This window comes from Halorubrum trueperi (genome assembly GCF_042662525.1).
GTDB classification, from domain to species: domain Archaea; phylum Halobacteriota; class Halobacteria; order Halobacteriales; family Haloferacaceae; genus Halorubrum; species Halorubrum trueperi.
On record NZ_JBHSXI010000009.1, the window covers coordinates 163,131 to 175,890 of the forward strand.

The 12,760-nt window shown below is 67.3% G+C and carries 10 protein-coding genes; 3 read left to right on the forward strand and 7 right to left on the reverse strand.

What is annotated here, in order from left to right:
* The first annotated feature begins 89 nt into the window (after positions 1-89).
* Together ACFQEY_RS08455 and ACFQEY_RS08460 are read left to right on the forward strand one after the other, a co-directional pair.
* Positions 90-2,249, forward strand: coding sequence for an AMP-dependent synthetase/ligase (locus ACFQEY_RS08455; RefSeq protein ID WP_379767140.1), 2,160 nt, complete (start codon positions 90-92; stop codon positions 2,247-2,249).
* 154 nt (positions 2,250-2,403) lie between these two features.
* A complete protein-coding gene (locus tag ACFQEY_RS08460; RefSeq protein WP_379767545.1) occupies positions 2,404-3,012 on the forward strand; it encodes a trimeric intracellular cation channel family protein in 609 nt (202 codons plus the stop codon).
* A gap of 58 nt (positions 3,013-3,070) precedes the next feature.
* Here the strand turns inward: ACFQEY_RS08460 and ACFQEY_RS08465 are convergent, their stop codons facing one another.
* The 6 genes from ACFQEY_RS08465 to ACFQEY_RS08490 form a co-directional block, all read right to left on the reverse strand.
* Positions 3,071-4,378 (reverse strand): tRNA (N(6)-L-threonylcarbamoyladenosine(37)-C(2))-methylthiotransferase, encoded by a 1,308-nt coding sequence (locus ACFQEY_RS08465; protein ID WP_379767143.1) that lies wholly within the window; start codon positions 4,376-4,378, stop codon positions 3,071-3,073.
* 62 nt (positions 4,379-4,440) lie between these two features.
* Complete coding sequence (locus ACFQEY_RS08470; protein ID WP_379767146.1) at positions 4,441-4,785, reverse strand: ArsR family transcriptional regulator; 345 nt, start codon at positions 4,783-4,785, stop codon at positions 4,441-4,443.
* 206 nt (positions 4,786-4,991) lie between these two features.
* Positions 4,992-7,532, reverse strand: coding sequence for a hybrid sensor histidine kinase/response regulator (locus ACFQEY_RS08475; protein ID WP_379767149.1), 2,541 nt, complete (start codon positions 7,530-7,532; stop codon positions 4,992-4,994).
* Between the two features lie 226 nt (positions 7,533-7,758).
* Positions 7,759-8,628 (reverse strand): succinate--CoA ligase subunit alpha, encoded by an 870-nt coding sequence (gene sucD, locus ACFQEY_RS08480; protein WP_379767152.1) that lies wholly within the window; start codon positions 8,626-8,628, stop codon positions 7,759-7,761.
* The gene (gene sucC, locus ACFQEY_RS08485) at positions 8,625-9,770 is read right to left on the reverse strand and encodes an ADP-forming succinate--CoA ligase subunit beta (protein ID WP_379767154.1); all 1,146 of its coding nucleotides are present in this window, start codon (positions 9,768-9,770) and stop codon (positions 8,625-8,627) included. Before sucC ends, sucD begins: the two co-directional genes overlap by 4 nt.
* 85 nt (positions 9,771-9,855) lie before the next feature.
* Positions 9,856-11,265, reverse strand: a complete 1,410-nt coding sequence (locus tag ACFQEY_RS08490) for a class II fumarate hydratase (RefSeq protein ID WP_379767157.1) — start codon at positions 11,263-11,265, stop codon at positions 9,856-9,858.
* A gap of 311 nt (positions 11,266-11,576) precedes the next feature.
* Here ACFQEY_RS08490 and ACFQEY_RS08495 point away from each other — a divergent pair, with 311 nt between their 5' ends.
* Positions 11,577-11,933 carry a four-helix bundle copper-binding protein gene (locus ACFQEY_RS08495; RefSeq protein ID WP_379767160.1) on the forward strand — a complete coding sequence of 119 codons (357 nt, stop codon included), beginning with the start codon at positions 11,577-11,579 and terminating at the stop codon, positions 11,931-11,933.
* Positions 11,934-12,051: 118 nt separating this feature from the next.
* Here the strand turns inward: ACFQEY_RS08495 and ACFQEY_RS08500 are convergent, their stop codons facing one another.
* Positions 12,052-12,369 carry a BolA family protein gene (locus ACFQEY_RS08500; RefSeq protein ID WP_459864494.1) on the reverse strand — a complete coding sequence of 106 codons (318 nt, stop codon included), beginning with the start codon at positions 12,367-12,369 and terminating at the stop codon, positions 12,052-12,054.
* Between the last annotated feature and the right edge of the window lie 391 nt (positions 12,370-12,760).

The following is a 12,760-nucleotide window of genomic DNA, read 5'->3' on the forward strand; positions in this document are numbered from 1 at the left end:
GGCGGACGCGAACGACCGGCTCCGCGAGAGACACGAATGAACTCGAAACTACCGTATCGTTTATGATGGTCCGGCTGAACCGTCGTGGTATGGCTTGGCAGGAGGCGGAACGGGAGTTCGCGGACGACGTCGTCGCGCGGGAGACGCTCCCGCGAATGTTCGAGCGATCGGCCGATCGGAACGCCGACCGGCTCGCCCAGCGGTACAAGGGAGGTATCTACGACCGATCGCTGGTCTCCGAGGGGGTCCTCCCGCCGGCGTCCGCGGGAGAGTACGGTGACGTGACGTACGCCGCGATGCGCGAGATCGTTCGCAACCTCGCCGCCGGACTCCGCGAACTCGGTGTCGAGGCCGACACGCGCGTCGCCCTCTACGCGCAGACGCGGATGGAGTGGGCCCAGACCGACTTCGCGGCGCTTGCCACCGGTGCGACGGTCACGACCGTGTACGCCTCCTCATCGCCGGATCAGGTGCGGTACCTGCTTTCGGACCCCGAGGCGACCGTCGTCGTCGCCGAGAACCGCGAACTGCTCGACGAGGTGTTCGCCGTCGCCGACGATCTCGAACACGGACTCGATGCGGTCGTGACGTTCGACGACGTCGACCCGAGCGACGTGGGCGATATCGCCGGAAGCGACGTCGACAGCGACGACGATAGCGACGTCGACAGCGACGCCACACTCACCCTCGACGACGTCTACACCCTCGGCGAGGTTCACGAGCTGGGTGCCGACGCCTTCGACGCGGACGCCTACGAGGAGTGGATCGACGCGATCGAACTGGACGATCTCGCGAGCCTCATCTACACCTCCGGGACGACGGGCCGACCCAAGGGCGTCCGGCTCACTCACGCGAACTTCCGCGACAACGTCACCCAGTGTTACCGCCGCTTCGCCGACCGACCGGACCGCGACCCGGGGGTCCCCGGGATCTCGGCGGAGTCGACGACGCTCTCGTTCCTGCCGCTCGCGCACGTCTTCGAGCGGCTGGCCGGCCACTACATGATGTTCGCGGCGGGCGCGACCGTCGGCTACGCCGAGAGCCCCGACACCCTCCGGGAGGACTTCGGGCTCGTGCGACCGACAACGACGACGAGCGTCCCGCGCGTCTACGAGAAGCTGTACGACGCGATCCGCGAGCAGGCCTCGGCGTCCCCGGTGAAAGCGCGAATCTTCTCGTGGGCGGTCGACGTGGGGCGAACTCACCACGAGACGGAGAACCCGGGAGCCGTTCTCGACGCGAAGCGCTCGCTCGCTGACAGGCTGGTCTTCTCGTCGGTCCGCGAGGCGATCGGCGGCAACGTCGACTTCTTCATCTCGGGCGGGGGGTCGCTGTCGGCGGAGCTGTGCGCGCTGTACCACGCGATGGACCTCCCCATTCTGGAAGGATACGGTCTCACGGAGACCTCGCCGGTGATAAGCGTCAACCCGCCCGAGGAGCCGAAGGTCGGCACGATCGGTCCGCCCGTCGTCGACACCGAGATCGCGATCGACGGGACCATCGTCGGCGAGGAGGTCGCGGACGTTCCGGGAGACGTGGGCGAGCTACTGGTTCGCGGCCCGCAGGTGACGGACGGCTACTGGAACAATCCGACGGCCACCGCCGAGGCGTTCACCGACGCTGACCGGCTGCCCGACGACGCCGTGGTCGCGGGGACGCCGCCCGACGAGCGGGATCTCGGTGCCGGCGAAGACGACGCGGCCGCCGCAGACGCGGCAGACGCCGCAGCCGCCGCGGCCGCCGAAGACACCGCGGACGAGCCGTGGTTCCGCACGGGCGACATCGTGCAGCTTCGCCCGGACGGGTACATCGCGTTCCGCGAGCGAGCCAAACAGTTGCTGGTACTCTCGACCGGCAAGAACGTCGCGCCGGGACCGATAGAGGACCGGTTCGCCGCCAACGAGTTCGTCGAGCAGTGCGTCGTGCTCGGCGACTCGCGGAAGTTCGTCTCCGCGCTCGTCGTCCCGAACTTCGAAAGGATCGACGCGTGGGCGGAGACCCGCGGGATCGACCTCCCGGACGACCGCACGGCGATCTGCCGGGACGACCGAGTCCGCGAGCGTATCCAAGGAGAGATCGACCGCGTGAACGGGGAGTTCGAGTCGTACGAGCGGATCAAGCAGTTCCGGCTGGTCCCCGAGGAATTCACCGAAGAAAACGACCTCCTCACGCCGACGATGAAAAAGAAGCGACGGAACATCTTGGATCGATTCGCCGACGAGGTCGAGATGATCTACGAGGAACAGTAGGCGGTCGTCGTCGGTCATCGGTCGTCGTCGGTCGTCGTCGGGTGCGTGCCGTGGCGACCGGGCCCGCCGACGGTACATTCAACTGTTCGGCCGTCGGACGGAGACCGTGAGCCGGGAGTTCCTCCTCGTGCTGTTCGGCGACCCGTTCGCGGTGATGAACACGATCGGGCTGATCGCGTTCGCGCTGGTCGGGTCGACGAAGGCGATCCGCGAGGACTTCGACCTGTTCGGAATCGCCATCGTCGGACTGGCGATGGCGTTCGCCGGCGGGGCGACGCGAGACGTCCTCGTGTTGCGGACGCCGCTGGCGCTGCAGTCGCCGATCGAGATCGGTCTCGGGCTGATCGGCGTCGGCCTCGCGATCGCGTTACAGGTCGTGCTCGCGTCGCCGGACACTCACCCGATCACGCTGGTGTCGGACGCGATCGGCCTCGCCGCGTTCGCTACCGCGGGAGCGATCGTCGCGACCGAGGCGGGACTCTCCGCGTTCGGCGTCGTCGCGATCGCGACGATCAACGCGGTTGGCGGCGGCGCGTTCGCCGACATCCTCCTCGACCGAGCGCCGTTCATCCTCTTCGAAGATTTCTACGCTAGCTGCGCCGTGCTGGGCGGGGTCACCTACTTCCTCGCCGGAGCCGTCGTCGGCACCGGAAGCACGGCCGCCGGCCTCTGTGCGGCCGTCACCGTCGTCGTCCGGCTTGCCGCCGTCACCTACGGCTGGGAGCTTCCGACGGTGCGCGACCTGGAACTGTCGAGGCGCTGAGATGCCGCCGTTGCGACGGCGAGCTTTCGAGAAGTCGCCTTGGCCTCCACGACCCCGGCTACGCCGACGACGGAGTCGGCTCCGCGCGGTCTTCGCCCTCGGAGGCTCGACCTTCATCGGTCGGTTCGCCGAACGCGTAGACGGTGTTGTGACCGGTCACCTCCACGTCGAGGAAATCGCCCACGTCGACGCCGCGATCCGTCGCGCTCTGGACGATTATCTGCCGGTAGGCGGAGTCGCGGCACTTCACGGAGTCGCCGGTCCCTTCCTCGACGACGAGCACGTCGAAGGTCTCGCCGACCATCGACTCGTAGGCGTCGCCGACGACCGTCATCTTCAGCTCCGACATCGCCTTCGAGCGCTCCTTTTTGACCGTGCCGCCGAGCCCCTTCATGTCGGCGGCGTCGGTGCCGGGGCGCTTCGAGAAGCGGGTGACGTTGATCTTCTCGGGTCGGACCGATTCGAGGAGGTCCATCGAGCGCTCGTGGTCGGCCTCGGTCTCGGTCGGGAAGCCGACGATGAAGTCGGTCGAGAGCGTCCAGTGGTCGAGCCGGTCGTCGAACGTCTCGACGACCTCGCGGAACTTGTCGACCCGGTGCTGTCGGCGCATGTCCTCGAGTACATCGTCGGACCCGGATTGGACCGGCGCGTGGATGAAGTCGTACAGCTTCTCGTTTTCGGCGAACACCTCGACCAGTTCCTCGTGGATCCCGTGGATGCCGCCGGGGTTGGCCATCCCGAGCCTGACCCGGAACTCGCCGTCGATGTCGCAGATGCGGTCGAGCAGCTCCGGGAGCTTCCGGTCTCCCGTGTCCCAGCCGTAGACGCCCGTGTCCTGTCCGGTCACCCGAATCTCCTTCGCACCGGCGTGGACCAGCGCGCGGGCCTTCTCGACATTCTCCTCGACAGTAGGGGAGTCGACCCGACCGGTCGCGAACTTCGTGATGCAGTACGAGCAGTTGCTCATGCAGCCGCGGGCGATGGGGAGGATGCCGACGACTCCATCGAGGACCGGATCGGCGTCGGGCGTGACCGTCGGACACTCGCCGTTGAGCGCGTACGAGGGGACCTCGTCCCAGTGGAGGATCTCGGCGTCGATTCCGGCCTCGCGAAACATCTCGCCCTGCGCGAGCGCCATACAGCCGGTAACGACGAGGTCGGCGGTCTCCTCGGCCAACTCCTCGGCGCGCCGGAGCATGTTCCGCTCCGTCTTCTCGACGACCGTACAGGTGTTGAGGATGGCGACGTCGGCGTCCTCCGGGCCAGCTGCCGGGCGGTGACCGCCGTCGCGGAGCGCACGCTCGATCTCCCGGCTCTCACCCCGGTTCGAACTACAGCCGTACGTTTCGATGTGGTACGTCGCCATCGAGTGGGCACACTACCGGTCGCGGGGGCAAAAACGCGACGGATCGGAGAGGGCGACTCGGGTCAGTCCTCGGCGACCGCGGTCGCCGTCGGCGGCTCAGCCTCGGGATCGGAGGCGGTTTCCGGTTCCCCGGTCTCGGCCTCGGATGCGGTCCCGGATCCCGTCGGTCGCTCCGACTCGGAGGCTGTCGCGTACACCGAGCGGCGGGCGTCGCGGGGGCACAGCCCCTCCTCGACGAGCCCGACGTCGGTGAGCTTCTCCACCGCGAACCGGACGGTCCGCGTTGAGAGGCGAGTCTCGTCGGCGAGCCCGGTCTGATCGAACCGGCCCTCCTCGTCGAGGACGTAGTAGACCAGTTTGGCGCTCGGCGGGAGCGGCGCGAGCAGCTCGCGGGTGCCTTCGTCCATACACGATGAACACGGGCGAGCCGGTCATAACCGTGGCCCGGGTGTGCGCCGGTATCGCACGTCCACGACTCTTTTATATATTGTCAGCCGCAGCCACCCGCTCGGACGTCCGTTGGGATGCCCCGTGTTTGCACGCCCTCTCCACCAGTTCGCACGCCCCCTTCACCCGTTCGCACGCTTTGAGCCGCGCGTTCGCACGCGTTGAATCACGCGTCCGTCCGAAACTCGAAGCGGGTCCCGTCCTCGGCGTCGGCGATCGAGAATCTCCAGCCGTGCGCCGTCGCGATTTCGCGGACGATCGCGAGCCCGAACCCGGTTCCGTCGGGCTCGGTCGAGGTTCCGTACTCGGTCGCTTCCTCAGGATCGACGTCGAATCCCGACCCGTTGTCGGCGACGTAGAACCCGTCCGCGAGCGCTCCGACGGAGACGGTGATCCCGGATTCGGCCGAGGCATCTTCGACGCCGTGTTCGATGCTGTTCGTGAACAGGTTCTCCAGCAGCGTGCGGAGGCGCTCGGGATCGGCCTCGATCGCGGCGTCCTCGTCGCGCACGTCGAGGATCCCGCCCGCGGTGTCGACGGTCCGCCACGCGCGCTCGGCCGCGTCGCCGAGGGACATCGACTCGGGGTCGTCGACGGTACGCCCCTGCTGTGCCAGCGTGAGGAGGTCGTCGATGAGTTCCTCCATCCGGTCGTGGGCGTCCTCCACCCGCTCGAGTTCCTCGGTCGCGTCTTCGTCGTCGACGAGCGCCCGAGCCAGATCGAGCCGGCCGGCGGCGACGTTGAGCGGGTTTCGGAGGTCGTGCGAGACGAACCCGGCGAACTTCTCTAACCGATCGATCTCCCGCTTGAGGTCGGCGTCCCGATCCCGGAGCTGCGCGGATCGCTCGGCCCGATCGAGCGCGACCGCGACGTTCGCCCCCAGCACCCGCGCGAGTTGGACCGCGGTGTCGTCGAAAAATCCCGGCTCGCGGGATCCGAGCGGCATCACCCCGTGGTCGCCGAGTGGCACGACGAGCAGGCTTCGATGATCGCCGTACTCGACGACGGTGTCTGCGACGTCGAGGTCGTCGACGACGATTGGCTCGCCGCGCTCGAACGCGTCCCAGAGGCGGCCGTCGCCCGGACCGAACGCGGGGCGATCGCCCAGTGCGTCGGTCGCCTCTTCGCTGATCGCGGTCGGCAGTAACGCCTCCCGGTCGGGGTCGTACAGCCGCACGGCGCTGCTCGGAAATTCGAGGATGTCGATCGCGGTCCGCGTCGCGATCGCCGCGATCTCCTCGCGGCTCCCGCCGCGGAACATCTCGCGCGTCGTCTCGTGGAGCTTCCGCAGGGTCCGCTCGATCCGCTTTTGTTCGCCGATGTCGGCGTAGATGCTGTAAACAACCGTTTCGTCCGGACGTATGACTGGGATCACGTGCAGGATGAAGTCTCGCAGCCCACCCGTCGTGTGGCGTCGCACTTCGCGGCGGGGCGGTTCGTCGCCGTTGAAGGCGGTTTTGGGGTCGACCCCGTCAGCTCCCTTCGGAATGATTCCGTCGCGGACCTCGTGGTAGTCATGTTCGCCGGCCGAGTACCCGAACGTCTCCTCGAACGCGCCGTTCGTGGCATCGAGGCGGCGCTCCTCCGGTCCGAGTGCCACAGTCCGCGCGGCCGGCAGCGGGAGGTCGTCGAACAGCGCGGTAAGCCGGTCGCGCTCGCGGCGGAGGGCGCTCTCCGTCTCGATCTGCTCTATCGCGTCGGCGGCGTGCGCGGCCAGCAGCTCCGCGAATTCCACGTCGCCGTCGTCGAAGGCGGCGTACCCGTCGGAGACGGCCTGAAACACCCCGTACGAGCCGACCGGAACGCTGATCGCAGACCGGATGTCGTCGGCGACGGGCGCGGCCACCTCGCCGGGATCGGGTTGACCGGAATCGGGTCGACCGGGATCGGGTTGACCGGGATCGGGTCGGCCGGGGTTCTCCGGATCCGCCAACTCGTCCGGGTCGGCCGGGTCGACGCTCAGGTTGTCGACGACCATGGTCCGCCCTTCCGCGGCCGTGTACCCGACGATCCCCTCGCCGAGCGAGAACGTCCGAACCTCGTCCTCGCCGACGTCCTCGGAGAGGACGACTGGAACGAGCCGGTCGTCTCGGCGGCGAGCCGCGACGCAGCGGTCGAACTGCAGAATCTCCTCGGCGGCGTCGACGACGCGCTCGAACACCTCCTCGACGTCTCCGACCGAGGCGAGGCCGGTCGCGAACTCGTGGATCGCGGTGATCTTCGCGTTCACCTCCCGGAGGTCGCGTTCGGCTCTGCGCCGATCCAAGGCGTTTTCGACGCTGTTCGCGAGCATCTCGTAGCGGTCGCGGCCGCTACCCTTCTGCAGGTAGTCCGTGACGCCGGCGGATATCGCCTCGCTTGCGATCTCCTCGCTCCCCTTTCCCGTGAACAGGACGAACGGGAGGCCGGGGTCTACGGTCCGAACGTCCGCGAGAAATTCGAGTCCGTCTCGTCCCGGCATGTCGTAGTCGCTGACGACGCAGTCGACGCGCTCCTCGCGAACGACCGCGAGCGCGTCGTCAGGTGCCGTTCGCGTGATCGTCTCGACCCCGTTCACCAGTCGGTCGACGTGGGTCGCCGCGAGGTCCGCCGCGCCCGGTTCGTCGTCGACGAAGAGCACCCGCCGCGGCCCGCCGCCGGCCGGGCTCGACCCGCGGAAGAAGACGTGCCCCGGGCCGTCGCGCTCGTCGCCGGAACCGGAATCCATGAACGCACGTCATCCTACTGGTAATTTTAGCTTTCGCTCCGCCACCCGATCTCGACGGCTGCGGAGACGGGAAGTAAACGGGATAGAAACGGCGGAAACATCGGAAGAAACGGCGGAAACACCGAGGAAAACAGCGAAAACACCGGGAAACGGGATAGAAACGGCAGACACACCGGGAAACGGGATCGAAACGGCGGAAACACCGAGAGAGCGGTCGATCGCTCAGCTACAGGAAACTCTCGACGTGGTCGGCAACCTCTTCCGGGGTGTCGCCGACGGGGACGCCCGCGTCGTTGAGGGCGTCGATCTTCGATTGTGCGGTGCCCGTGCCCGAGCCGGAGACGATAGCGCCCGCGTGGCCCATCCGCTTTCCCGGCGGCGCGGTGCGGCCGGCGATGAAGCCGGTGACCGGGGTGTCCATGTGCTCGCCGATGAAGCGCGCGGCCTGTTCTTCGTCCTCGCCGCCGATCTCGCCGCACATCACGACCGCGTCGGTCTCGTCGTCCGCCTCGAACGCTTCGAGGGCGTCGATGAAAGAGGTCCCGATGATCGGGTCGCCGCCGATGCCGATGGCGGTCGTCTGGCCGATCCCGCGCTCCGTGAGGTTATCGACGACCTGGTAGGTGAGCGTGCCGGACCGGGAGACGAGCCCCACGTTGCCGTCGGCGAAGATGTTGCCGGGCAGGATGCCGAGCTTCGCCTCGCCGGGCGTGATGATCCCGGGACAGTTCGGACCGAGCAGGCGCGTGTCGACCTCGCTCAGTCGCTTGTTCACCTTCGCCATGTCCTGGGTCGGGATGCCCTCGGTGATCGCGACCGCCAGATCGAGGTCGGTGTCGAGCGCCTCGAAGATCGCGTCACCCGCGAACGCCGGCGGCACGAAGATGACGGACGCGTCGGCGTCCTCCGCCTCGACGGCCTCGTCGACGGTGTCGTAGACCGGGACCCCGTCGACCTCCTGACCGCCCTTGCCGGGGACCGCGCCGGCGACGACGTTGGTGCCGTACTCGATCATCTGGCCGGCGTGGAACTTGCCTTCCCCGCCGGTGATCCCCTGTACCACGACGCCCGTGTCGTCGTCGACGAAAATGCTCATTGGGTCACCTCCTCCGCGTTCTTCACCGCGCGCTGGACCGCGTCCTCCAGCGTCTCTTCGACCTCGATCAGGTCGGTGTTCAGGATCTCCATCCCCTCCTCGGCGTTGGTCCCTGCGAGTCGAACGACGACCGGCTTCGGGATCTCGTCGAACTCCGCGAGCGCCTCGTTGATCCCCTTGGCGACCTCGTCGCCGCGGGTGATCCCGCCGAAGATGTTGAACACGACGCTGTCGACGTTGGGGTCGGAAAAGACCATGTCGAGCGCCTGCGTGACGCGCTCGGCCTTCGCGCCGCCGCCGATGTCGAGGAAGTTAGCGGGCTTGCCGCCGTAGTGGTCCACGAGGTCGAGCGTCGTCATGACGAGCCCGGCCCCGTTGCCGATGATGCCGACGTTGCCCGAGAGACGGACGTAGTCGAAGCCGTACTCGCCGGCCTTGCGTTCGAGGTCGTCCTCGTAGGACTCCTCGGCCAGCTCGGCGAGATCGGGCTGGCGGAACAGCGCGTCCTCGTCGATGTTCATCACGGCGTCCGCGGCGGTCACGTCGCGGTCGCTCGTGATCATCACGGGGTTGACCTCGATCTCCGAGGCGTCGTTCTCCTCGTAGAGCTCGTACAGCGTCGAGAGGATCGACGCCACGTCGAGCGCGACGTCGGCGTCGACGCCGGCCTCGTAGACGACCTTGCGGGCCTGGTACGGGTGGAGTCCGAACGCGGGGTCGACGTGCTCTCGCGCGATGGCATCCGGGTTCTCCTCTGCGACCTCCTCGATGTCGACGCCGCCCTCGGTCGACACCATCAGGACGGGCTCGCCCGCGCCGCGGTCCATCGTGACCCCGACGTACAGCTCGTCGACGAAGTCGACGCCGGCCTCGACGAGGACGGAATCGACGGTGTACCCCTTGAGATCCATGCCGAGGATCTCATCGGCGTACCGCTCGGCCTCCTCGCGGTCGGTCGCGATCTTGATCCCGCCGGCCTTGCCGCGCCCCCCGACGTGGACCTGCGCCTTGATCGCGGCCGGGTAGCCGATCTCGTCGACGGCGTCGAGCGCCTCGTCGACGGTCGTCGCGAGCCGGGAATCCGGAACCGGGATCCCGGCGTCAGCGAAGATGGTCTTCGCTTGGTATTCGTGTAGTTTCATCCGTTTTGAACGCGGACCGACGACGGCTTAAATGGTGCCGATTCGGCGCGAGCGGCCGTCGGCCGCGCTTCGGGTTCGGCGGTGCTCAGTCGTCGTCGCCGAGGATGACGCGGTGGGTCATCGCCTCGGGGTCGAGCACCCCGTCGGCCTCCTCCTCGGTGAGGTAGCCGGCCTCGACGGCGGCCTCGCGGACGCTCTTCCCCTCTTTTAAGGCCGTCTTGGCGACCTTCGAGGCCTTGTCGTAGCCGATGGCCGGATTGAGCGCGGTCGCCAGCGCCATCGACTGCTCGACGCGCGTCTCGCAGTGCTCCTCGTTGGCCTCCAGCTTGGCGACGAAGCGCTCGCCGAACGTCTCCGCGGCGTTCGCGAGCAGCTCCGCGGATTCGAGGAAGTTGTGCGCGATGACCGGCTTATAAAGGTTCAAATCGATCTCGCCGCGGGCCGCGCCGGCCGCGATGGCCGCGTCGTTGCCGACGACCTGCTTGTGGACCTGGTTGACCGACTCGGCGACGACCGGGTTGATCTTGCCGGGCATGATCGAGGAGCCGGGCTGATTCTCGGGCTGTTCGACCTCGCCGAGCCCGTTTCGGGGGCCGGAGGCGAGCAGCCGCAGGTCGTTCGCCATCTTGTTCAGGCTCCCGGCGATCGTCCGGAGCGCGCCGTGCGCCTCGGCCATCGCGTCGTGAGCCGCCTGCGCTTCGAAGTGGTTGTCGGCCTCGCGGAACGTCGTGTTCGTCTCGTCGGAGATGTACTCCGCCGCCAACTCCGGGAACTCCGGGTGGGTGTTGAGCCCGGTGCCGACCGCGGTGCCGCCCAGGGCGAGCTCCCGGAGGTTCGACTGCACGTCGGTCGCGCGCTCGATCCCCTTCGCGGCCTGTGTCCGGTAACCGCCGAACTCCTGGCCGAGCCGGATCGGCGTCGCGTCCTGCAGGTGCGTGCGGCCGGTCTTGACGACGCCGTCGAACTCGGCCTCCTTCGCCTCCAGTTCGCCGTGGAGCGTTTCGAGGGCGGGCACGAGATCCTTCTCGACGGCTTCGAGAGCGGCGACGTGCATCGCGGTCGGGATCACGTCGTTGCTCGACTGGCCGTAGTTCACGTGGTCGTTCGGGTGGACGACGCGGTCGCCGATCGCCGCGCCCGCGATCTCGGCGGCGCGGTTGGCGATGACCTCGTTGGCATTCATGTTCGAGGAGGTCCCGGAGCCGGTCTGGAACACGTCGACCGGGAACTGGTCGTCGTGATCGCCGGCGATCACTTCGTCGGCGGCGGCGACGATCGCCTCTGCGGTATCGTCCTCCAGCAGTCCGAGGTCTCGGTTCGCCCGTGCGGCCGCCTTCTTGACCACGCCGAGCGCGCGGATGAACCGCCGACTCATCGGGATTCCTGAGATCGGGAAGTTCTCGACGGCGCGCTGGGTCTGTGCGCCCCAGTAGGCGTCCGCCGGCACCTGCATCTCGCCGAGGCTGTCCTCCTCCGTGCGGTAGTCTTCGGCCATACTCGGGCGTTTCCCCGAGACGCGGTAAAAGGTACTGAAAGCGGTCACCGTTCCCGCGGCGCAGTAAACCGGTCTGTCATTCGAACACGATTTTTATTCGAACGACTCTGTTGAAATCCTCAACAGCTATCAGATTTTGGCAGGGATCGGTAAGTACCGTGTCCGAGAGTAGCGCGCTTCTCCATTGCTGCTGTCGAGAAATATACGCCCGTCTTGTCTAGGATGAGCGCGTTTGCAACTCAACAGCAACTTAATCCCTTTCAGTAGCAGGCTCATTGCTTATGCGGTTACTCGATGTACCATCGGATGGTATGTCCCTTTCCGAAACCGTCTCGAAAATCGACAACCTGAGCGACGAGCAACGCGAGTGCATCGAGAACTGTAACGAGGCCGCCCAGGTCTGCGAATGGTGTGCCGACGAGTGCCTCGGCGACTCCGACATGGAGGAATGCGCCCGGCTCTGTCGGGACGTCGCCGACCTCACGTCGCTGCACGCGCGCTTCATGGCTCGCAGTTCGAACTACAGCACCCAGCTCGCGCAGGCCTGTGCCGACGCGTGCGAGGAGTGCGCCGAGGAGTGCGACCGCCACGACGCCGACCACTGCCAGGTCTGCGCGGACGTCCTCCGTGAGTGCGCCGAATCCTGCCGGGACATGGCCAACAGCTAAGCGACGATCGGGAACAGACTCACCCATTCTTTCGCTACTGTTCAGCCGGTGAAACGTTCGCCGCTGGATTCAACCGTCGTCAGAGCGGGTGGGTCTCGCCGGGTCGCGTGCTGTGCCGTTACGCCTCGTCGCCGGTGAGCAGTCCCCTTTCCCGGAGCTCTGCGTCGAGGGTCCCGTCTCCGTGTTCGGCGTAGGCCGCCGGCGTGTACGTCTTGATCTCAAGGGCGTGAACCGACCGGGTCATGTGGTCGCCGACGGCGTCGTACACGCGTTGATGCTGGTCGACGAGCGACTCGCCCTCAAAGGCGGGCGAGACGACCCACGCCGCGTAGTGGGCGTCTTCGTCCTCGTCGTCGTGAATTCGAGGGTTCGTCACGCGGGCGACGGCGTCCGGAATCTCCGCCTCGATGCGGTCGGCGAGCTCCGCCGGGTCCATGGTCATACCAGTGATCGGGCCTCGTCCGTCAAAAACCGACCGCATGGCGGTGATTCGCAGAAGGAGATTCACGTTGTGGAACCGTCACCCTTCCAACCGACCTCTCCGATCGATGTCGGACGCGAGTATCGCAGACCGCCGCCGGCGACGTGATATTTAAAAGAACAAGCGCGGCAGCGACGATTGCTTATAACTGAACACGTGGTGGCGTGCCTCCGAGCGCCCACAGGGCGCGAGGAGCCCGCGAGGGACGCCGCGAGCGCCTTTTAAAGGCGCGAAGCGGCGAGGCTGGGGAGGTGTGAGGTGCGGGGCTGTGCGGTGGGGTGGGACTCAAAGGGGCAGTCGCGAGGCGGGCGCAGGCGACGTAAGCAGAGAGGGACCGGAGGTCCCT

Bases quoted from the DNA above. Each gene is read 5' to 3' on its own strand.
- sucC (WP_379767154.1), bottom strand. From the start codon at position 9,770: ATGAAACTACACGAATACCAAGCGAAGACCATCTTCGCTGACGCCGGG.
- sucD (WP_379767152.1), bottom strand. From the start codon at position 8,628: ATGAGCATTTTCGTCGACGACGACACGGGCGTCGTGGTACAGGGGATC.
- ACFQEY_RS08455 (WP_379767140.1), top strand. From the start codon at position 90: ATGGCTTGGCAGGAGGCGGAACGGGAGTTCGCGGACGACGTCGTCGCG.
- ACFQEY_RS08475 (WP_379767149.1), bottom strand. From the start codon at position 7,532: ATGGATTCCGGTTCCGGCGACGAGCGCGACGGCCCGGGGCACGTCTTC.
- ACFQEY_RS08490 (WP_379767157.1), bottom strand. From the start codon at position 11,265: ATGGCCGAAGACTACCGCACGGAGGAGGACAGCCTCGGCGAGATGCAG.
- ACFQEY_RS08495 (WP_379767160.1), top strand. From the start codon at position 11,577: ATGTCCCTTTCCGAAACCGTCTCGAAAATCGACAACCTGAGCGACGAG.
- ACFQEY_RS08470 (WP_379767146.1), bottom strand. From the start codon at position 4,785: ATGGACGAAGGCACCCGCGAGCTGCTCGCGCCGCTCCCGCCGAGCGCC.
- ACFQEY_RS08460 (WP_379767545.1), top strand. From the start codon at position 2,404: ATGAACACGATCGGGCTGATCGCGTTCGCGCTGGTCGGGTCGACGAAG.
- ACFQEY_RS08500 (WP_459864494.1), bottom strand. From the start codon at position 12,369: ATGGACCCGGCGGAGCTCGCCGACCGCATCGAGGCGGAGATTCCGGAC.
- ACFQEY_RS08465 (WP_379767143.1), bottom strand. From the start codon at position 4,378: ATGGCGACGTACCACATCGAAACGTACGGCTGTAGTTCGAACCGGGGT.